This is a genomic window from Candidatus Omnitrophota bacterium (genome assembly GCA_041648975.1).
Taxonomy (GTDB): domain Bacteria; phylum Omnitrophota; class Gorgyraeia; order 2-01-FULL-45-10; family 2-01-FULL-45-10; genus JAQUSE01.
This window is the reverse complement of the sequence record JBAZNZ010000005.1, coordinates 52,237-74,280: the sequence shown is the minus strand read 5'-3', so window position 1 is coordinate 74,280 and position 22,044 is coordinate 52,237. Positions and strand designations below refer to the sequence as shown.

General features: G+C 45.8%; 19 protein-coding genes and 2 tRNA genes. All 21 read left to right on the top strand.

Annotated features, from left to right (window positions below; all coding sequences use genetic code 11):
* Positions 1 to 8 precede the first annotated feature (8 nt).
* Positions 9 to 1,244, top strand: a complete 1,236-nt coding sequence (locus WC592_02480; GenBank protein ID MFA4981321.1) for a glycosyltransferase family 4 protein — start codon at positions 9 to 11, stop codon at positions 1,242 to 1,244.
* Positions 1,231 to 1,872: a methyltransferase domain-containing protein gene (locus WC592_02475; GenBank protein MFA4981320.1), complete on the top strand. Its 642-nt coding sequence runs from the start codon at positions 1,231 to 1,233 to the stop codon at positions 1,870 to 1,872. Before WC592_02480 ends, WC592_02475 begins: the two co-directional genes overlap by 14 nt.
* 31 nt (positions 1,873 to 1,903) lie before the next feature.
* The gene (locus tag WC592_02470; GenBank protein ID MFA4981319.1) at positions 1,904 to 2,899 is read left to right on the top strand and encodes a radical SAM protein; all 996 of its coding nucleotides are present in this window, start codon (positions 1,904 to 1,906) and stop codon (positions 2,897 to 2,899) included.
* Positions 2,896 to 4,044, top strand: a complete 1,149-nt coding sequence (locus tag WC592_02465) for a glycosyltransferase family 4 protein (GenBank protein MFA4981318.1) — start codon at positions 2,896 to 2,898, stop codon at positions 4,042 to 4,044. The genes WC592_02470 and WC592_02465 overlap by 4 nt, the downstream gene beginning before the upstream one ends.
* Before the next feature lie 108 nt (positions 4,045 to 4,152).
* Positions 4,153 to 4,962, top strand: a complete 810-nt coding sequence (locus WC592_02460) for a class I SAM-dependent methyltransferase (protein MFA4981317.1) — start codon at positions 4,153 to 4,155, stop codon at positions 4,960 to 4,962.
* Between the two features lie 212 nt (positions 4,963 to 5,174).
* Positions 5,175 to 6,263 (top strand): carbohydrate-binding domain-containing protein, encoded by a 1,089-nt coding sequence (locus WC592_02455; protein ID MFA4981316.1) that lies wholly within the window; start codon positions 5,175 to 5,177, stop codon positions 6,261 to 6,263.
* A 74-nt stretch (positions 6,264 to 6,337) separates the two neighbouring features.
* Positions 6,338 to 7,600: an O-antigen ligase family protein gene (locus WC592_02450; protein MFA4981315.1), complete on the top strand. Its 1,263-nt coding sequence runs from the start codon at positions 6,338 to 6,340 to the stop codon at positions 7,598 to 7,600.
* A gap of 57 nt (positions 7,601 to 7,657) precedes the next feature.
* Complete coding sequence (locus WC592_02445) at positions 7,658 to 9,112, top strand: sugar transferase (GenBank protein MFA4981314.1); 1,455 nt, start codon at positions 7,658 to 7,660, stop codon at positions 9,110 to 9,112.
* A 24-nt stretch (positions 9,113 to 9,136) separates the two neighbouring features.
* Entirely contained in the window at positions 9,137 to 9,754 is a 618-nt protein-coding gene (locus WC592_02440) for a hypothetical protein (protein ID MFA4981313.1), read from the top strand.
* Positions 9,744 to 10,307 carry a HAMP domain-containing protein gene (locus WC592_02435; GenBank protein MFA4981312.1) on the top strand — a complete coding sequence of 188 codons (564 nt, stop codon included), beginning with the start codon at positions 9,744 to 9,746 and terminating at the stop codon, positions 10,305 to 10,307. The genes WC592_02440 and WC592_02435 overlap by 11 nt, the downstream gene beginning before the upstream one ends.
* Positions 10,300 to 10,956, top strand: coding sequence for a hypothetical protein (locus WC592_02430; protein ID MFA4981311.1), 657 nt, complete (start codon positions 10,300 to 10,302; stop codon positions 10,954 to 10,956). The genes WC592_02435 and WC592_02430 overlap by 8 nt, the downstream gene beginning before the upstream one ends.
* A 131-nt stretch (positions 10,957 to 11,087) precedes the next feature.
* Positions 11,088 to 11,792 carry a FecR domain-containing protein gene (locus WC592_02425; protein ID MFA4981310.1) on the top strand — a complete coding sequence of 235 codons (705 nt, stop codon included), beginning with the start codon at positions 11,088 to 11,090 and terminating at the stop codon, positions 11,790 to 11,792.
* Between the two features lie 153 nt (positions 11,793 to 11,945).
* Positions 11,946 to 13,208 carry an outer membrane beta-barrel protein gene (locus WC592_02420; GenBank protein MFA4981309.1) on the top strand — a complete coding sequence of 421 codons (1,263 nt, stop codon included), beginning with the start codon at positions 11,946 to 11,948 and terminating at the stop codon, positions 13,206 to 13,208.
* Between the two features lie 4 nt (positions 13,209 to 13,212).
* A complete protein-coding gene (locus tag WC592_02415) occupies positions 13,213 to 13,794 on the top strand; it encodes a polysaccharide biosynthesis/export family protein (protein ID MFA4981308.1) in 582 nt (193 codons plus the stop codon).
* A 16-nt stretch (positions 13,795 to 13,810) separates the two neighbouring features.
* A complete protein-coding gene (locus WC592_02410) occupies positions 13,811 to 15,469 on the top strand; it encodes a polysaccharide biosynthesis tyrosine autokinase (protein MFA4981307.1) in 1,659 nt (552 codons plus the stop codon).
* Positions 15,470 to 15,472: 3 nt separating this feature from the next.
* Positions 15,473 to 15,546, top strand: a tRNA-Ala gene (locus tag WC592_02405).
* A gap of 213 nt (positions 15,547 to 15,759) precedes the next feature.
* A tRNA-Leu gene (locus WC592_02400) sits at positions 15,760 to 15,845 on the top strand.
* A 12-nt stretch (positions 15,846 to 15,857) separates the two neighbouring features.
* Positions 15,858 to 16,706: a deoxyribonuclease IV gene (locus WC592_02395; protein ID MFA4981306.1), complete on the top strand. Its 849-nt coding sequence runs from the start codon at positions 15,858 to 15,860 to the stop codon at positions 16,704 to 16,706.
* On the top strand, positions 16,703 to 19,183 hold the full coding sequence (gene leuS / locus WC592_02390) for a leucine--tRNA ligase (protein MFA4981305.1): 2,481 nt from the start codon (positions 16,703 to 16,705) through the stop codon (positions 19,181 to 19,183). Before WC592_02395 ends, leuS begins: the two co-directional genes overlap by 4 nt.
* Complete coding sequence (locus tag WC592_02385; GenBank protein MFA4981304.1) at positions 19,183 to 19,557, top strand: helix-hairpin-helix domain-containing protein; 375 nt, start codon at positions 19,183 to 19,185, stop codon at positions 19,555 to 19,557. Before leuS ends, WC592_02385 begins: the two co-directional genes overlap by 1 nt.
* On the top strand, positions 19,554 to 22,034 hold the full coding sequence (locus WC592_02380; GenBank protein MFA4981303.1) for a DNA internalization-related competence protein ComEC/Rec2: 2,481 nt from the start codon (positions 19,554 to 19,556) through the stop codon (positions 22,032 to 22,034). Before WC592_02385 ends, WC592_02380 begins: the two co-directional genes overlap by 4 nt.
* Positions 22,035 to 22,044: the final 10 nt, after the last annotated feature.

Below are 22,044 nucleotides of genomic sequence, written 5' to 3'. Positions count from 1 at the left end.
CGTACAAGATGAAAATCCTGATCGTAAACAAATTTTTGTATAATGCAGGCGGAGACGCATTGAGCTCTCTCGCTACCGGCAGGTTATTGTCTTCAAAAGGCCACGATGTCATATACTGGGGCATGAAACATCCTCTCAATCCGGAATATCCCTATCAGGATTATTTTGTGCCGTATGCGGATCTTGTAAATCCCGGCGGCATTGCCGGCAGGATAAAGATCGCTTTCAATATTCTATACTCTCTTGACGCAAAAAAAAAGATGGACGATTTAATAAAAATCGTGAAACCGGACATAATCCATTTAAATAATTTTGCCCATCAAATATCTCCTTCGATTTTGCACGCTATTAGAAAATATAATATTCCCGTGGTTATGACCATGCATGATTATAAAATGGTATGTGCATCTTATCGTCTCATATCAGGTGGTAAAGTATGCAGGTTATGCAAAGATGGAAAGTTTTACAATTGTTTTACGCAAAGATGCGTGAAGAATTCGGCTTTAAAGAGTCTTGTCAACGAAGCGGAGATGTATCTGCACCATATAATACTTCATATATATGACTATATCGATGTCTTTATAGCGCCGAGCAGATTTTTAAAGTCTACCGTAGAGGATATGGGGTTTAAGGGTAAAATAGTATATTTACCTAATTTTGTATTTATGGAAGATTTCCATCCGGATTTTACATGGAAAGAAGAGTCGGTAGTTTATTTTGGCAGGCTTTCCGAAGAGAAAGGACTCTTAACCCTGTTAAGAGCCATGAAGGATATAAAAAATATAACTTTAAAAATAATCGGCGAAGGCCCGATGAGAAGCTCTTTAGAACATGAGGTTAAAGGCCTCAATCTGCAAAATATAAGATTCTTGGGATATAAAATGGGCAAAGAATTAAAAGAAGAGATAAGGAAATCGATGTTCACCATACTTCCTTCCGAATGGTGTGAGAATAATCCAAGATCGATAATGGAAGGATTTGCTTTAGGAAAGCCTGTTATCGGAGCCAGGATAGGGGGGATCGCGGAGCTTGTGAAGGAAGGTTTTACCGGCCTTGCTTTTGAGCCCGGGGATACAAACGATCTTGTTGCGAAAATTCGATATCTAATAACTAACCCAGGGAAGATTATGGAAATGGGCAAAAACGCCGTAGTTTTTGTCAGGGAAGAGTTAAACAGCGAAAAGCACTATGAAAAATTAATTGAATTATATAATGAGGCAATAAGTAAACATGAAACCCGGTAAAATGTCTATCGCTGAGAAAATATCCGCATATAATAGAGCAAAGAAAATGGGGCTTTTTTTAAATATTTTAAAACCAACGTCCGAAAGCACTATTATAGATGTCGGTTTCAGCGATGAAGAGTACGGTCCATCCGATAATTTTTTAGAAAAACATTATCCATATCCGGGAAACATAACGGCATTAGGGATAGATGCGCCTCATAAGTTTTCGGAAAGATATCCACTGGTAAAGGCGGTCACGTATAAAGGAGGAATTTTTCCTTTCAGAGATAAACAATTTGATATTTGCTGGTCGAACGCGGTAATAGAACATGTAGGAAGAAGGGATAGCCAGGTATTGTTTTTGCGGGAAGCGAAAAGAGTTGCGGATTCGGTATTTATAACAACACCCAACCGGTATTTTCCAATAGAGGTTCATACACGGACCCCACTGCTGCATTTATTGCCCAAAAATTTATTCGATAAGTATCTTTGTATTACGGGAAAAAAATGGGCAACGGACGCTTATATGAATATATTATCATTGCGGGAGATAAAAAATATTTTATCCGATGCGCATATATCCGGCTACAAAATTATAAGAAATAGATTTTTATTTTTTACTCTCGATTTCATTATTATATTTTGAATTAAGAAAAAGACAATTGTTAAATGGAGCCGTGATAAACGATGGAGACAAGATGGATGGTTGTGTTATAGTCACATATAGGTGCAACGCAAGGTGCCGCATGTGCAATACGTGGCAGCATCCAACCGATCCTAAAGACGAAATAAAACCGCAGGATTTAGAATCGTTGCCCGGCCTTGCTTTCTGTAACATTACAGGCGGAGAGCCCTTCATACGGGACGACATTGCCGATTTTGTGAGGATATTGAGTTTAAAGGCGCGAAGAGTCGTTATAAGTACCAACGGTTATTATACAGAAAAGATTTTGGCAGTAGCCCGGAAATATCCTTCTGTCGGGATAAGGGTGAGTCTTGAGGGATTGCGGACGGTAAATGATGATCTGCGAGGCATGAAAGACTGTTTTGACCGCGGCATGAGGACATTAACGGAATTAAAGGGCATGGGGATTAAGGATATCGGTTTTGGTATAACGCTTTCCGACGCTAACATATCTGATATGATGGGGCTATATATTTTATCCAAAGATATGGGTATGGAGTTCGCGACTGCTTGTGTCCATAATTCCTACTATTTCCATAAGTTTGATAATACGATAACCAGAATAGCGGATTTTGACAGGGAATTAATGAAACTTATGACCGATCAATTGATGAACATAAGGGTGAAGGACTGGTTCAGGGCTTATTTCAATTATGGGCTTCTTAATTACGCCCATGGTAATAATAGGTTACTGCCGTGTGCCGCCGGTGTGGATTTATTTTTCATAGATCCGTTGGGGGAGGTAATGGCGTGCAATGCATTTGAAATGAGCATGGGAAATATTAAAAAAGAGCCTTTTCGTAAGATATGGAATGGCGCCAGAGCCGAAGAAGTGAGGAAAGAGGCGAAGAAATGCGGCAAAAACTGTTGGATGGTAGGCTCTGTCGCGCCGGCTATGAAGAAAAACATATTGAAACCGATCATATGGGTCATCAAGAACAAGGTAAGGTTGATGTTGAAATACGATATCGATTGGCGCTTTAAATGATGAAGATAGCCGTACTCGGAACGCGAGGTTTTCCAGATATCCAGGGCGGAGTCGAGTCGCACTGCGAACATCTATATCCGCGGCTAGTCCGTAAAGGATGCGATGTTACCATTTTTACCCGGGAGCCTTATACCGGCAACGCGGTCCGGGAATACGAGGGCGTGAAATTATTGCCTCTGCGGTGCCCGAAGAATAAATTCCTCGAAGCCTTTATCCATACGTTTATTGGTGTCTTTGCCGCAAAGCGTATAGACCCGGATATTCTTCATATACATGCCATAGGGCCATCTGTGTTTGTTCCGTTAGCCCGCTTTTTAGGAATGAGAGTCGTGATGACAAATCACGGCCCGGATTACAAGCGAAAGAAGTGGGGTATCTTTGCGAGAATTGTTTTACGCGCGGGTGAGACTGCAGGCAGCATCTTTTCCAATGAGGTAATATGCATCTCCAGCCATATCGGAGACGATATAGCGGGTAGGTTTAAACGTCGAGTCTTCGTCATACCTAACGGAGTGGACGTAAAAAGTCCGTCTGAGAGCCAGGAGATGCTTAAGAAATATTCACTCGCAAAGAACAGATATATACTTGCTGTAGGGAGGTTTGTTCCGGAAAAAGGTTTCGGCGACCTGATTGACGCGTTTAGTTTGATACAGGGCGGCATGATAGCCGGTGAAAAATGGAAACTTGTTATCGTCGGGGCCTCGGATCATAAAGACAGGTATGCGGCCTCGATCGAGGAGAGGGCCGGTCGCAATCCGGATATTGTATTGACCGGGTCGCTTACCGGGACAGCTCTCGAAGAGCTTTACAGCCATGCGGGTTTGTTTGTTCTCCCGTCCTATTATGAAGGTATGCCGATAGTACTACTTGAAGCAATGAGTTACGGTTTATCCTGTATAGCGAGCGACATACCGCCGAATAAAAAATTAGGATTGGCCGATGAAAGATATTTTAAAGTGGGGGATATACATGAATTGAAAGAGAAAATTTCTATTTTTGCCGGTATGTTGAAGCAGGAACATAAAAAGTGCCAGATTGAACTGGTCAGGAAAAGATTTAATTGGGATGATGTTGCAATAGAAACGTTGAATGTATATATGGTTGAAGGTCTGAAATGTCAATGTCATTCAAAACGAATACAATAAGGTATATCAAATATAATGAATAGTGAGATATTGCAAGTTTTGGCATGTCCTTCCTGCGGCGGTAACTTAATCAAAAACGGCAGCGACTTAGGATGCTGTCAGTGCAAAATGACGTACGAAATCAAGAATGAAATCCCTCTTTTATATACTATAAATACCGACAAATCGCACTTGATAGAAGAAGAGAACCTTGCGCGTATGATGACGTTCGGTTTTAATAAAAAAGAAGAGTTTTCAAGAACGCAGTGGAAAAATTCTAAGGTGGAATTCTGGAATATGGTAAGACAAAATATCGGGCCAGCACCTAAGGCTATTGTTAATATAGGATGCGGTTATGATACAAATTTTACTGATTTTGAAAATAAGGGGTATTTTTTTGTTAATTTCGATATGGTTTACAGCATGCTTCACTATCTAAAAACAAATTCCGCCGCAAAGAACTGCGTAGCCGGGGATATTTTATTTTTGCCTTTCAAAAAAAATGCTTTTGATTATGTTGTATGCGTAGACGTTGTGCACCACGAGAGTAATAAATTAGAATATTTACTGAAATCTATTCGTGGCCTGCTGAAGCCGGGAGGGATTCTATTCCTGGAGGATCCCAACGCGTGGGGCATGTTCCAATTTATTAAATCCATACTCCTTCCCAGGTCTCTATATAGTTCATTGCGCACCATTTATCATAGATTAAAACGATCTGACCATAGGCCGGCAGATTATGAGTTTCCGACAAATGTCTGGGAAGTTAAAAAAATTCTACGGGATATTGGATTCGGCAATATTAAAGTTTATCCAAATGATTCGTATCCTTCCGTTGGTCGACTCAATTATAAGATATATAAATTATTTAAAAAAAATGATTGGATAAAGACGTACCACAATTATCATTATATGATTAGTGCGGTAAATCTGGAATAACCTGCTGAATTCAAGAAAGAATCGGCATGACAATGCATATCCTATTGTCAAACACTGTAATGTATATGAAATTAATCGTGGTCAATTTTGTTTTGGCGGCGCTGCTTGTGTTTCTCTGTATCATCATTTTTGTCCCGCTCTTAGCCGAGATCGAATCTGCGGCCGCACAAAAGCTGGCTGCGCGGCATCAATGGGCGGAGGCAGAGGGAAAGATGCAGACTGCCATCAGGCTTGACCCGTTCAATGCCGAATATCCTGCCGGGCTGGGCGATATACTGACGGAGCAGGGCAAGGGGCAAGTCACTTCGGAGGCCGTTTTTGATACGGCTTCGATGCTATATAGGAAGGCGGCAGCGCTTAATCCGTCGAATGCCGAATACTGGATTAGGCTTGGAACCATAGAATTGTATTCCGGCGCCGGAAAGCCGGAATCCGGAAAAATAGACGGACGCAGGAAAACGATGGAATATTTTAAAGAGGCTTTCCGGAAAGATCCATCCGGTGTATATACTTCATATATGATAGGGTATGCGGCCATTTCTATATGGAAGTTGTTGGATGCCGAAGAAAGAAAATTTATTCTGGAAAGACTGCGGTATGTCATATTGATGTATCCCAGCAGATCCGGATATATATACTCGAAACTATGGAATCATACAGAAGATTTCAAGGTGTTTCAGACGATAACGCCTGAGAATCTAGTATCGGATCAAAACCTATACGCTTTTATCGTAAACAATAATCTTTGGCAATTCCGCAAAGAAGTCATTGCCAAATTGAATTATTACAAACATCTGGAAGAGCCGGTTGTGTTCGAGAAAGAAAGAAGGAATGAATTAAAGCGGATACAAGATATCAAGAGATCGTTTATGAAACAGACGGAATCAATAGATATTTCATACGCTATTTCTAAAGAAGAGTGGCGCGGCAAGGCATATGATGAAAAAACCGAAATTGTAAATGGGGTTATGTATTGGAATGGTACAGTATACGTTCCCCTTAAGATGAAGCCCGGTTGTGCGGTTATAACAATAAACGCCAGAAGATTTCTTATGACAAAGTTGGCGGATTCTAACCACCAAAGATTTTATCCATATATAATAGTGAGAGTAGATGATGAAGAAATTGGGGAAATGTTTATTAAAAAAGAAGAATGGAATAAATACACCTTTTCCGCAAAAACAGATGGGGGTATAAGAGTGCTTAGTGTTTCTTTCGTTAACGATGAATATTATAATCCAGTTAATTTTGAAGAGCGAAATATAGAGATTGGAGATGTTAGCATAACATATGCTGAATAAAACACAGGAAAGATATTAGGCAATAGATTTTATTTCTTAACATAATAATTTTTAAGAGCATGTAGATTATAACAATGGTAAAAAAGTATAGGGTGTATAAAAAGCTTTTGTGGATACTGCTGGCGGCGATACTCATATTTTCGCCGATAGCCAGAGGCGCATCTGTCCGGCTATGGGCGATGACGCCGATCCTGCTCGTCGAGCTTATCATCATATTTCTGTGGCTTTTTAAGGTTGTCAATGTCTCCCCGAACCCTGCAAAACCCAAACTTACAACTTACAACTTACGACTTACAACTAATTCCATCGATCTGCCCATCCTGCTCTTAACGGTCCTGGCCGCCATATCATTCGTCTTCTCCATATACAAACATGACAGTTTTTACGCCCTCTTGAGGCTTTTAGGATACATAGGGGTGTATTACGTGATCATCAATGAATTTGACGGACAAATGGTTAAACGCCTGATATATCTCATCATATCCATGGGCGGGTGTCTTTCGCTATACGGACTTTTTCAATATTTCGGAACGCTGCCCCATTCATGGTGGATTCCGCAGGATTTTCTCGCATCAACTTATGTAAATCATAACCACTTTGCCGGCTACCTGGAACTCGCTATGCCGGTCGCTATAGCCGAGTTATTCAACCAGATGTCTCGGTTGAAAGGGGATGTCCGCGTGGCGAAGGACCATAGAGTATTTCTGGTGACAGCATTGATATTTATGGCCTCCGCTTTTATATTGGCCCAATCGCGCGGCGCATGGCTTAGTATGGGCGTATCATTGATCGTCATGATGCTCGTCATAAGGAAGAGAAGGACAATAAATATTAAGAGCATACTTATATTTATTCTCGTCCTGATGATAATATTCTCATTCGTATATTTAGGCAGAGAGACGATATCGGACAGGCTAAAACTTGCTTATGCGCCTTACGGCGCCGACCTCTTTGACGGAACGCGCCTAAAGATATGGAAAGGCAGCGTTGACATGATAATTCATAATCCGGCGATAGGTACCGGAATAGGGACGTTCATCTGGGGATTCCCGCGTTTCCGGCCCGAGGGCCTCGTTGCCCTGGCAAATGCCGCGCATAACGACTATCTGCAGATGGCCGCGGAGATGGGCCTGCTGGCGCCTTTTCTAATGCTCTGGATCTTTGTCGTGATCATAAAGACGGGATTTACTAAAGAAGCACGTAATAGTCTTCGCTCCGTCGGATGCGCCGCAGGCGTATTGAGCCTGGCGCTTCACGGCCTGATTGATTTTAATTTCCACATACCCGCAAATATGCTATTATTTACCGTGTATGCGGCTATTATCATGAAGAAATAAGTAGGGGAGGTTTAAACCTCCCCTACTGAATAGTTACTGATTGGGAGAAGATTAGATATGCTGCGTGAGAAAGAGGAAGTAATTCGAAGGGCGATGATAATATTTGACATATTCATCGTAGCGTTCGTATTTTTCATCTCTTTCTTCCTTCGCCAGTATTTCCACGTCTTGTATAAATTCGATTTGATACCTTTCGTCAGGGTATTTGCCGACGCAAGCGACCTATCCATAAGCGATTATCTGATAGTCCTTTTTTTCGTGATTCCGATATGGAGCTTTTCGCTTTACGCGAACGGAATGTATAAGAGCCTGCGCACCAAGAAGCTTACTGAAGTCCTATTCATCATACTTAAATCCGTCTTTCTTACCGCTATAATATTCGGCGCGGCGGCCTTCTTGCTTAAATTGAGGTTCGTAAGCCGCGGCTTCTTTGCCATATTTCTGGCATTAAGCTCGATGGCCGTGATCGCCGAGAAGGTGGCGATCTTTTCGATAATGCGCTATGTGAGAAAACAGGGTTATAATTTCAGGAGGCTTCTTATCGTCGGGACCGGAAAACGCGCCCTGCAATTCATGGGCAAGATCAATAATCACCCGGAGTGGGGCTTTAAGATAGTAGGCGTCATCGAATATGAAGAGTCCCACATGGGCAAGGCAGTGGACGGCAGCAAGGTAATAGGTATGCTCGACGATATACCAAAGATACTTAGCGGCCGCACTATAGACGAGGTTGTATTTGTGATCCCGAGATCCAAGCTTACCGCTATAGAGAATTCGCTGTATGTTTGCGAGACTCAAGGCGTCAAGACGACGATCGCCATAGACCTGTTTGACCTGAAGATAGCCAAGGCGCGCCAGACCGAGCTGGACGGCGTTCCCTTGATATCTTTTGAGACCACGATAGCGCAGGAATGGGAGTTATTTATCAAGAGGGCCATTGATATCATCGTGTCGGGTTTGGGCATTATAGCGCTTAGCCCGATCCTGGTAATAACGGCGTTATTGATAAAATTGACGTCTCCCGGGCCGGTGTTTTATTTACAGAAGAGAGTCGGTTTGAACGGAAGGCGTTTTATACTTTACAAGTTCCGGTCGATGCAGAAGGGCGCGCACGAGCGGCTCTCGGAACTGGTGGAGAAGAACGAGATGAAGGGGCCGGTCTTCAAGATGAAGAACGATCCGCGCGTCACGGCGCTCGGTAAGCTCCTAAGGAAATTCAGCATAGATGAGCTTCCTCAACTCTTCAACGTCTTCGTAGGCGAGATGAGCCTCGTCGGGCCCCGTCCGCCGATCCCTAAAGAGGTGTCGCAATATGAGCCGTGGCAGCGCAGGCGCCTGTCGATGAGGCCCGGCATAACATGCATCTGGCAGATAAGCGGAAGGAATAAGATAGGTTTTGAGGAATGGATGAGGCTCGACCTGCAGTATATCGACAATTGGTCGCTGGGACTTGACTTCAAAATATTATTTAAGACGGTACCGGTCGTGCTCTTCGGCATAGGCGCGTCCTGATCCGTATTACAATGGGAGATTACCATGATAAAAAAGCGTAATGTCGCGTTACCGGCATTGGTCCTGTCGTTATTTCTTATCGTCGCGGGATGCGGTGAAAAGAGGACAGGGCCCGACGAAAAGGTGATAGTCGCGAGAATAGGCAATTACGAGATGACGGTGGAAGATTTTAAGAATGAAGCGGATCTCATTGCGGAGAACAAGTATTTGTCCGACGACCCGGCTAAGGCCAGGGAGGAGATCCTTGACGAGATGATAGTGAAGAAGATACTTTTGATGGAAGCGCAGGCCCAGGATTTCGATAAGGACAAGGCCTTTATGAAGGAGATAGAGAGGTACTGGGAGCAGGCCCTGCTAAAGCTGCTCATAAAGAAGAAGTCGCGGGAATTCTCTTCCGATATAATAGTGAGAGAGCAGGATATGAAGGAAGAATATGAGCGGATGCTGGCCAGTGAAGGGTCGAAGGCCGGCTCCTTTGAAGATATGGCCCCGAGGATAAGAAAAAATATCGTCAGGAGAAGGGAGCGGGAGGCCTTTGAGAAATGGATCGCTGACCTGCGCAAGAAGACAGCGGTCAGGATAGATAAAAAGGTGCTCAGCGATATAAGGTTGAGGCAGATTGGGGGCGGCGATGGACAATAAATTCGCGAATAGAAGAAGGAACTATTATATAGACAAGAAGTTCCAGACGAATTTTATAATCAAGTTCTGCTCTTTGGTAGCGCTGGGGGCGGCGATATCCGGGTATATAATCTACTCGATGTCCAGGGCGACGGTGACCACGACATTCATAAATTCGCGCCTTACCATAAAAAGTACCGCCGATTATCTGTTGCCGGCGGTATTTTTGTCCAGCGCGGTGGTCATAGTGCTGATAGGGCTTGCGACCATCGCGGTGACCTTGCTTACTTCTCATAAGATAGCCGGCCCTTTATACAGGTTGGAGAAAGACATCGATGAGATAACCGCGGGCAATCTTAATATCAGGTTCAATCTTCGTAAGGGCGACGAGATAAAGGCCCTTGCGTCCTCGCTCGAAAGGATGAGCGCGAATCTGAGGGATCGCATAGTCAGGATCAGGAAGGTTTCGATAGAGCTTGAATCGGAGATAAATTCCTGTTGTAAAGAAGCCCCTGAAGGCCTGAGATCAAAGCTTGAAGAAATGAAGAAAGAGATCGCAAAATTCAATGTCTAATCATTTGCCGAGATCCAAAGATATGACGTTGCCCTTGGTAATGGCGTTCGTCATCGCAAATCCGTTCTTATGGTATTCGCCTCTCTTAGGAGTGCATGCGGAAAACGCCCCAAGTCACGCCGTCTTGACGACCTCATCCGCCGGCAGAAGCGATAGCGCCTCAAAACCGGGCGGATGGGGTACGATAGAGAGCAAGTCTTTCACCATAGAATACGACGATGCTATCGATCTCGACGACATTGAAAATAGTATAAACGAGAGAGAATTTTATATCAATAATTTGACTGCCGGCGAAAGGCCGTCCGACGTAAAAGGCAGGATCGCCCGCAGGCTGGACGCCATATTTTTTCGTGCTAAAGAGATCCTCAATATGTGGCCGTCGAAGTTGCGCCTAAAGGTCAGGATATATAAGAACCGACGCGAGTTGAACGACGAGTACTATGAGATCTTTAAGAAGAGGGAAAATTACAAGTCCTTTTATATACATCGACACAAGACTATCTATACTTGCGCCAGCGACATATCGGATTCGGTATTAGCCCATGAGATGGGTCACGCGATAGTAGACCATTATTTTTCGACTATACCTCCGGCTAATGTGGGAGAGTTGATGGCGTCTTATGTCGATATGCACCTCGATGAGGATTAGATTCGGAAAGTCTGGATCACGATATTGTTAAATACAAAAAAGTTAGTTAAAAAATATTGAATAATAAATTAATTGTGCTATACTTTAAGTACAAACTAAGTTCCACCCAAACCGACTATGGAGGATAACAGATGAAGATATTCAAGACGGGTGTATTTGTCCTGGCGGTGTTTTTAGCGGTATTTACCACAGGGGCGGTTGCACAGGAAATGGCATTAACGGTAGCGGCTATCGAGGGGCAGGTCCTTGTTAAAACCGGACTTGATACTGAATGGGCAGATGCAAAAGCGGGCCAGGCCCTTAAGGCTAACGATTCAATAAAGACGCTTGAAGACGGCAAGGTCTTCCTGGAATTTCCCGATAAGAGCAGCATATCCTTGAAGCCCGGTACGGAGATTCTTGTAGAGACCATCATATATGAGGAGCTTTCTAGGAAAGTCGGAGTAAAATTGAGCCTTGGCGAGCTGAAAATGATCGTGAATAAAGCTGATGGCCCGTCGGAATTTCTTGTAAAAACGCCGAACGCTATTTGCGGAGCGCACGGTTCGATCGTCTATATGGGTTTTAACGGCGCCTCAACGTCGGTTTTTTCGCCTGATAGCATCCTGCAACTGACAAATCTGCTTAATAATGAAAATTTTGAGCTTGGGATGGGGATGCCTATGGGCATAGGCGGGAACGGTTTTACCCCGTTCGGAACGCCGCCTGACATGTCGGGTTTTCTAGAGATACCCCTGGTTGCGGAACCATATACTCCTGGAGATGAAAATGCACCGGGGACGGTAGATATAGCTCCGCCGGATGCTATAAACGATAGCGCGGCCAGCCAGACGTAATGAGGCGCTAAAAACAGGTTTGGAGCATATTTGGGAGGTCATTATTTAATGACCTCCCATTTTCTTATTATTATATTGACTTATATATGGTAAATGTTATAATTCCTTTTACATATTGTTTAAGGTAAGTCTCTGTTTACATCGGGAGGAATAATGAAAAAGCGATATAATATCGGAAAGTCTATATTGATCTTAGCCATATCTTTTGCATTAGCACTCAATGTATGCGGCATGGCCTCGGCGCAAGTGTTGCAGGATGTGAAACTTAAAAATATCGATCTCCCAGACAGGGAAGGGGTAAAGGTCGGCAACTTAATAGTCCACGGCGCTTTCAAAGCCAGTGAAGAGCTCGATACGAATATATATTTAACCAAGGGGAAGGAAAAATTTGACGCCATAACTATCCTGACGCCTTCGATGGGGGTCGAGCTGCCGGTAGGGGACCACAACTTCAGCGCCGATTATTTTCCCAGTATTTTTATGTACGGCAGGTATAACAATGAAAACCACGTCGACCATCTTGTCAGGGGCCTCGGCGAGATAAATTTTACCGATTACAAGATACGGGTGAAGGATGTCTATAGGGATTACACGGACAGGGCCGCGGATGAAAACTCGAGGCGTATAGGAAGACAGGAGAACACATTCAGGACAGATCTGGGGGCGCAGTTCAACAAGCTCGGTTTCGACGTCGGCTACACCAATATCTTTAACAGCTACAGCCAGCAGGACGACCTCGTCTACCAGTCCGTCACGTATGGCGATAAGGTGAGGATGACCAACATCGTAGACGCCGCGGTAAGCTACCGGATAATGCCCAAGACGGTGTTGTTTGTGGAAGGCGATCTTGGCTTTATACACTACATGAACAGCTCGATCCCTCCGGACGCGTATTTTGTGAACGCGCTTTTGGGCATCAGGGGCAAGCCTACAAACAAGATAGTCGCGGATATAAAAGGCGGATGCAAGTACCAGCATTTCGATAAATCGGATATCTTTAATGATAAGCCTTTCTTTGGTTTCACCGCGAGCGGCGGCGTGGATTTCCATCAGACTAAAGACGACATATGGAGTTTCGGCATAGATTCGAGCGTCTTCGAGTCGGACTATTCCAATAACAATTCTTACCACGGGACGATTGTGGACCTGCGGTATGTCCATAAATTCAATAAAAAAGTTTCCATAAGCCCGTTCGGCGCGTATCAGCTCAATCTCTACCCGTCCGAAACTACCGAAGGCGGCGTTACGGCAAAAAGATACGATAATTTCTTTGCCACCGGATGTTCGCTCAGGTACGATGTCCAGAAATGGCTCTCGGCCGAAGTGAAGTACGACTATACCAGGCGTTATTCAAGGTTCTCCACTTTCAATTATACAGACAACAAGGTCACATTCAGCGGAACCGTAGGATTTTAACAAAATGAAGATTTTTATCACAATCCTACTCCTGGCGGCCGTTTTCGTTGTGCCTGTATTTGCCGCAGATTCCGCCGCCCAGGGTAAATATAAATTACAACCCACCGACATCCTTCAAATAACCGTCCACGGCCAGCCCGACCTGACGACCAAGACTAGAATAGCCGCAGACGGCTATATATCATTTCCTTTGATAGGCCAGGTCATGGCCAGGGGTTTGACCGTCCAGGACCTTGAGGAGAAGATAAAGGAGCTGCTTGAAAAAGATTACCTGGTAAAGGCCGAGGTGCTGGTATTCATCGATGAGTATCATCCCAGGCAGGTCTCCGTAATGGGAGAGGTCAATAAGCCGGGCAAGTTCGATATGCCGGATGAGAGGGATATGACGGTCCTTGAGGCGGTGGCCATGGCTGAAGGCTTCACCAAAGACGCGGATGTGAACAGGACCAGGGTCATGCGCATAGAGGATGGGAAGAGGAAGACGCTGATAGTAAAGGTGAAGGATATAACGGAAAGAGGGGAGAAGGAAAAAGACGTAGTAGTGCAGCCTGACGATGTGGTCTTTGTCCCCGAGAGCTTCTTTTAATACGGAGAGCGTTTAGATGGATCTCACTCACATACAGAATGAGTCGAACCTGAGGGACTATATCAATATCCTGCGGCGGAGGATGGCCACGGTCGCGCTCTTCTTCATCACGACGGTGTTGGTCGTTACGATAGGCTCTTTCATGATGAAGCCGGTCTACCGGGCAAAAGCGGCTTTGATGGTAGACTTGGAGAACCCGAACGTGCTTACAGCCACCGGTGTAGTCGAGATACAATCTCAGAATTATTATTCGTACAAGGAATATTACCAGAGCCAGATGGGAATAATAACGTCGACGCCGATAATGCAGAAGGTTTTCGATGAGTTCGGCCTTGCGAATACGAAAGATTACGCGAACGTCAAGGAGCCGTTGAAAAAATTCATGAAGACGATCAGCGTGCAGCCGGTGCGCGATACCAGGCTTCTTGACCTTTATGTCGAAAATAAAGACCCTGTACTTGCCGCTAAGATAGCCAACAGGATAGCCGAGATATATGTAAAAAGGAATCTCTACTACATCTCAAAAACGGAGCTCCTGAACCTTCTTAAGAACGAATACCTGAAGCTTGACGCGAAGCTGTCGGAATATAATAAAGTATATAAAGAAAAGCATCCCGAAATGATCCGGCTGAAGAAAGAGATAGATGAGGTCATCGACAACATTGAGAAAGAAAAGTCGATGTCTTTCAGGCATGATTACAGCGAGGAAGAGAAGCTTCTGGATAATTTTAAGCACGCCCTGGAAGGCTTGAAAGCGAACAACGTCAGCGTTCTCGCGCCTGCCGTAACGCCTCCTGTCCCCCTGCGGCCAAAAAAGTTATTTAATATCCTGCTGTCCATAGTGGTAGGGCTTTTTGGAGGCGTTTTTTTGGCCTTCTTCTTCGAATACATGGACGATACGGTAAAAGAGCCGCACGAGATCGACAAGACTGTTAAATGGCCTTTTCTGGGGAGCGTTCCAAAGGTCAACCAGGGCGGGAAGATGGGCGAGCTTGAAAAAGATATATTTGTCCATGCCCAGCCTAAAGACCCCGTAGCGGAGACATACAGGTCTATCAGGACGAGCATAGCGTTCTCTTCGACCGAAGAGAACCCTTTGAGGACTATAGTTATAACGAGCCCGGGCCCGCAGGAAGGGAAGACTATGACGCTCTGTAACCTCGGCATAGCCATAGCGCAGAACCAGAAGAAGGTCCTTCTCGTAGACGCCGACATGCGCAATCCCAGGCTTCATGAGGTTTTCAAGAAAGAGAACGAGACCGGCCTCAGCACATTTCTGTCGGGACAGGCCGGATTTAGCGAAGTGGTGCAGAAGACGGACATTGAAAATATTGCCTTGGTCCCGAGCGGCATCCATCCTCCGAATCCGTCCGAGCTTCTTGCGAGCCACAAGATGAAGACTTTTTGCGACGAGGCCATGAAAAAGTTTGATTATGTGCTTATAGACACTCCGCCGATAGCGATACTTACCGATGCGGTCATACTTTCAGGCATAACGGACGGCATCATCATGGTCCTGGAGAGCGGGAAGACATCGAAGAAGATACTACCGCGAATACATAAACTTCTCGAAGACGCCAAGGCGAGGATCATCGGCATCGTCCTCAATAAGATCTCTATCCATAGCGAGAACTACCGCTACTATTCCTACTACTATTCAAGAAAACCGAAATAAGATGGGGCTGTAGTGAAGAGGGATCACGACACAATGGCATTGTGTAATCACGAGTTCGATTCTCGTCAGCTCCACCAAATTTTTCACGAGTCTCTGCATGGAAAAATTTGATCCTGAGGAGGCCGTAGTCAAACTTATAGCCGACGAAGGACCTTAACAAGGGACACATTCTTATGTTTGGATGTGTCCCCAATTTAACTAATGAAAATTTTGCCGAGGTGGTCTTGCGCAAAACGAATGCAACAGCGCAAGACACAAAATACCTGAAACGCTGACTGGAAATACATTTAGCTGGAGTGGCGGAATGGCATACGCGCTGGTCTCAAAAACCAGTGACCGTAAGGTCGTGTGGGTTCAAGTCCCACCTCCAGCACCAACTCTGACTCATATGAAACGTATCGGACTTCATGTCTCTATTGCCGGAAATATCTGCGAGTCGCTCGACCGCGCTAAATCTCTCGGTTGTAATACGATGCAGATATTCAGCCGTAACCCAAGAGGGTGGCAGGCGACAAAGCTCGCAGAGTCCGACGTTGCGGAATTCAGGCGCCTTAAGTCGAATTATAACATTAAACCTGTAGTCGTCCATATACCGTATATAATAAATCTCGCGACTCCCGACGATGTTTTGTATAAGAAGTCTATAAACGCTTATATCGAGGACGTGAAGAGAGCGGACCTGCTCGGTGCCGAATATTTCGTGACGCACCTCGGAAGTCACGTGGGCAGCGGCGAAGCCGGCGGCATCGAGAGGTTTTCCAAAGCGCTTAATGAAATAATAAGATCGGCAAGGCCGGAGACGACAATACTGCTGGAAAATACCGCCGGTTCCGGCTCGTCGATAGGTTACAGGTTCGAGCACTTGAAGCGCATCATCGAAAGCCAGGGTCGGCCTTCGAATATAGGCGTATGCCTCGATACGGCGCATACTTTCGAGTCCGGGTATGATATAAAGACGAAGAAAGGGCTGGAGGCGACCCTTAAAGAATTTGACAGGTTGGTCGGACTCTACCTCATCAAGGTGGTCCATTTTAACGATAGCCTGTCGCCTGCCGGCTCTCATGTCGACAGGCATCAGCATATAGGTAAAGGCAACATAGGTTCCGAGGCTTTGGGAAGGATAATAAACCATCCCGGACTTAAGAATGCGGCGTTCATCATGGAGACGCCGAAGGAATCGGACAAAGACGACAAAAAGAACATGGCAGCGGCTAAAAGGATGTGCAGGATAAAATGATCGACGAAAAATTATATCCCTTCGATACAATAGAAACCAAGTGGCAGAAGTTCTGGCGGGACAAAGGGCTTTTCACCGTAGATACGGGCGATCCAAAAAATAAATACTATTGCCTCATGATGTTCCCATACCCGTCGGCGGCGCTCCACGTCGGCCACGGCAGGAACTACATAATAGGCGACGTCGTCGCGCGATACAAGATGATGAGAGGTTTTAATGTCCTTGCGCCTATGGGGTTCGATGCGTTCGGCCTGCCGGCCGAGAACGCCGCGATAAAGGGGGGCATACATCCAAAGGTCTCCACCCTTAATAACATAAAGACGATGAAGAGGCAGCTCAACCAATGGGGCGTTGAATACGATTGGGACAGGGAAGTGATCTCATGCCTTCCTGATTACTATAAGTGGACGCAATGGATATTCATCAAACTTTATGAGAAGGGGCTCGCCTATAAGAAGAAGGCCTATGTTAACTGGTGCCCTTCATGCAAGACGGTCCTTGCCAACGAACAGGTGGTTAACGGCGGATGCGAAAGATGTTCGACGGAAGTGAACCAGAAAGAGCTGGAACAGTGGTTCTTCAGGATCACGAAGTACGCCGACAGGCTGCTTAAAGACCTGGAGAAGCTGACCGAATGGCCTGAACGGGTGAAGATAATGCAATCGAACTGGATCGGCAGGAGCGAGGGCGTCCGGATAGATTTCAAGATAGACGGCATGGCCGATATATTGGAGTGTTATACGACCAGAGTAGACACTATCTACGGCGCTACATTCATCGCGCTCGCTCCTGAGCACCCTTTGGTCGACAGGCTTGTCAAGGGCTGCAAAGACGAAGCCGGCGTACTGAAGGCCGTTCAGAAGATGCGCGATGAATCCAAGGTCTCCCGGTCGCAGGAAGATGTGGAGAAAGAAGGCGTATTTACCGGCAAATACGTAATAAACCCCGTCAACATGAAGAAGGTGCCTATATGGGTATCTAATTATATACTCATGGAATACGGGACCGGCGCGATAATGGCTGTGCCGGCGCATGACCGGAGAGATTTTGAATTCGCAAAAAAATATAAACTGCCGGTAGAAGTAGTTATAGACGATCCCGAAAATCATTTAAATGCTGCTACCATGAAAGAGGCGTATGTCGGAGAGGGCGTCATGATAAATTCGGGACAGTTCAACGGCCTCAATTCGCGGGACTCTATGGTCAAGATCGCCGCTTATTTCGAAGAGAAACAGTACGGCAGGAAGACGGTCCAGTACCGGCTCCGCGACTGGCTCATATCGCGCCAGAGGTATTGGGGCGCGCCGATACCCATTATTTACTGCAAAAAGTGCGGGGTCGTGCCGGTCCCTGAAAAGGAACTGCCGGTCCTGCTGCCCGAAGACGTCGAATTCCGCCCGACGGGCGAATCTCCGCTGAAGTTCGCCAAAGGCTTCGTGAACGTCAAATGTCCGAAGTGCAATGGCCCCGCCGAGCGGGAGACTGATACGATGGATACGTTCGTCGATTCGAGCTGGTATTTCCTCCGTTATATATCGCCTCATATGAAAGACAGGCCGTTCGATACGGACCTGGTGAACAAATGGCTTCCGGTTGACCAGTACATAGGAGGCATAGAACACGCGATACTGCATCTATTGTACTCGAGGTTCATCACCAAGTTCTTATGCGATATAGGAACGATAGGTTTTGACGAGCCGTTCAAGAACCTCTTTACCCAGGGGATGATAATCAAGGACGGGGCAAAGATGTCGAAGTCGAAGGGTAATGTAGTAAGCCCCGACGCTTTGATAGCGTCTTACGGGGCTGATACGGTCAGGCTTTACACCCTTTTCATAGGTCCGCCCGAAAAAGACGCCGAATGGTCCGACAGAGGCGTGGAAGGGGCATACCGGTTCCTGGGAAGAGTTTGGAGGCTTGTAGAAAAAGTTCATAGTTCGAAGTCGATAGTTGACAGTAAAGAATTGACGAAAGAGGAAGCGGCATTAAAGAAGAAAGCCCATCAGACTATAAAAAAGGTAACCGAAGACCTGGACGGCGGTTTTCATTTTAATACAGCTATAAGTTCAATAATGGAGCTGGTAAACCAGGCGTATGACGTGATAGCGGAGGCTCCCGCAACGGATAATGACCGCCCGAAGGTGCTCGCTGAAGCCGTTGAGGTCATCGTAATGCTCCTCTCGCCGTTTGTGCCGCATATAGCCGAAGAGATGTGGCACTCTCTTGGAAAGACGAACAGTATATTCAAATGCGATTGGCCCGAATACGATAAGGCCGCGGTCGTAGACGCGGTACTGACGATAGCCGTGCAGGTGAACGGCAGGGTCAGGTCCAGGGTGGAAGTCCCATTTGACATAAAAGAAGAGGATCTTAAAAAGACAGTCCTGGACGATCCTAAATTAGAAATTTGGATACGGGGAAAAGCCATAAGAGAGTTCATCATAGTTCCCAAAAAACTGGTCAACATAGTAGTCTGATGTTCAATCTGGAAAAAATCGAACGTTACATAATCATCTTTCTTATACTGTCGCTCTTGCTCGGCCTTGCCGTAAGCGCCCATAAAAGGTCAGGGCGGCCCATTGCGGTAAAGATGCGCAGTTTTGATACAGGGGTCAGAGACCGGGGTTCTGACGCTGAAGAGACCTCCTTTCGCAGAGTAAAGGTCGACATAAACTCCGCCGGCCGGGAAGAGCTTATGAAGCTGAAAGGCGTGGGGCCCGTCATGGCGGACCGTATAATAGAATACCGCTCGTCTGAGGGCTCGTTTACCTACGTCGAAGATATCAAGAAAGTGAAAGGAATAGGGCCCGCTTTTTTTGAAAAGATTAAAGACAATATAACAGTAGAATGAACCCCGCCCTTTCTAATCCAGATAAAGATTTGGCAAGAAAGGGCGGGGCTAAGAGACCCGCGCTGTATCTGGCGATATTTTTCTCCGTCGGTATTATTGCCGCAAGGTCGTTCAACCTTCCGTTTATCCTGACCCTGCCCGTTGTATTATGTTCCGTTCTTCTGACGTTAATATTTTCCAGAATAAAGTCTGCATCACACCTTGGTATTTACCTGGCGATGCTGTTTCTGGGGATGGCCTTTTACCAGAATTCAATTATCCTGCCTTCCGACCACATATCCACACTCGTTTCAGGCGGCCCTAATAGGATATTCGTCAGAGGCACCGTCGCCGGAGATCCTGTCGCCGGCGAGTCATTTTATGGGACGGATAAAACGACCTTCGATCTCGATGTGATGTCACTGAAGGACGCTTCGGGATGGAATAAAGCAAGAGGTATCCTTAGGGTCATATGCTACTCCAAAAACGCCGGGTCATTCCGTTATGGCGATGAGGTGGTGCTTGAAGGGCTGATATCAAAGATAACCTCGCTGAAAAATCCCGGGTTGTTCGATTACTCCGAATATATGGCCTTAAGAGGGATATATTCTTCGCTCAAGACGAATAAAGATTTCGTCTGTGAAAAGACGGGCCGCGCCCGCGCCGGTATCGTCAAGAGGGCGGCCTATGCCCTGCACAATAAGATCAATTCATATTTAGATGAATATATTACCGGGCCTCACAACGGTTTTTTAAAAGCCATCCTTATAGGCGACAGAACCGGCCTTGGAAAAGGCGTGAAAGATGACTTTGTCAAGACGGGAACCGTGCATATACTGGCGATAAGCGGCCTTCATATAGCGCTGATAGGGGCCGTGATACTGGCATTACTTGGCGCCTTAAGAGTCCCTAAAAAACTTAATCTTATACTTACGGTCGTATTCCTGACCGTCTATACTTTTGCGTCAGGCTCAAATCCGCCAGTCGTAAGAGCCGTCATAATGTTCTCTATCCTCGCGGCCGGATACCTGGTAAACAGGGACGCCGATGTGCTGAATTCCCTGGCCGTCGCGGCGCTTGTGATACTTTTGTATAACCCAAAAGAGTTGTTCGACCCGAGTTTTCAGCTCTCATTCGTATCTTTGGGCAGCATAGTCATTTTTGGCCCGAAAATAGACAAAGCATTTGGAATGAGCGATATCAAGCCGGACACTTTCATTGCTAAAGCAAGGCTGTACATTTTAAAAGGAATATCAGTTTCTATAGCCGCCTGGCTCGGAACGTGGCCTGTGGTCGTATCTTATTTCAACATAGTTTCTCCTATATCCGTATTGGCAAATCTCATCGCTATTCCGGCGCTTTTTCTGCTGATTGCCGTGTCGTTCTTGTTCCTGTTGACGGCAGGGATATCCGGATTCATGGCCGCTATTCTCGCGGAGGTATTGAGTACGATCGACGCGGTCTTGTTTTCAATCAACCATTATATCGCCGGATTGCCGTTTTCTTATTTCAGGTTCGGCAATATTCCCGCCGGTTTAATCATCTCCTATTACGCGCTGATATCCCTGGTCCTTATACCCAAAGAGTTTTCACTCGGAAGGCGAAAGACGCGCAGGAAATACATCTTAATGGTCTTATTGGCGGCGGCGAATTTCTTTATCTGGCAAGGAGTTTTAATCGCCGGGCGTGAATACCCAAAGGTGACTTTTCTCGATGTGGGCCACGGGGACTCCGCTTTAATAGAACTGCCAGGGAAAGGCAAAATCCTGATAGACGGCGGCAGCGGCGGTGAAGAGAACAGGTTCGATGTCGGAGAGGCTGTCGTCGCGCCGTACCTGTGGAGTAAAGGTATAACCAATATTGACGCGGTCATCGTCACGCATTTTCACGAGGACCATATCGGCGGCATAATCTATATATTGAAGAATTTTAAAGTAGGATGCGTTATCGATAACGGCGCTTCGCCGTCCGGCGGAAAGCTGCACGGTGAGTATTCCAGGATCATCAAAGACCGCGGCATACCGCATCTGGTTGTTCGCGAAGGCGACATGATAGATCTTTCGGGTTCTGCCTCTTTTTTAGTGTTGAACCCTGAAAAAACAGAAGGCCTGTCGGATTCCAACGAAAATTCCATCGTGATGAAACTTTTATTTAAGTCCTCGAGCGTATTATTCTGCGCCGATGTGACCGGAAGATCGGTAGAGAGGTTGAATTCTTACGGCGGATTTCTAAGGTCTGATGTAATGAAGGTGCCGCATCACGGCGGGAAGATGGGAGACGATGCTGTAGTTGAAACTTTTTTCCGGAATGTTTCTCCGAAGATATGTGTGGTGAGTTCCGGAGCGGCGCATGATAAAAAATCCTCTTCGGAAAGCGTCGCAAAATACACAACACATTTGAATACAATGGTTTATGATACAAAAGATGTTGGAGCAGTGACACTTCTGGCAGATCCAAAGCGGTTTTTAATAAGGGTAGCTAAATTGAATAAAAACTAACTTTTTTATT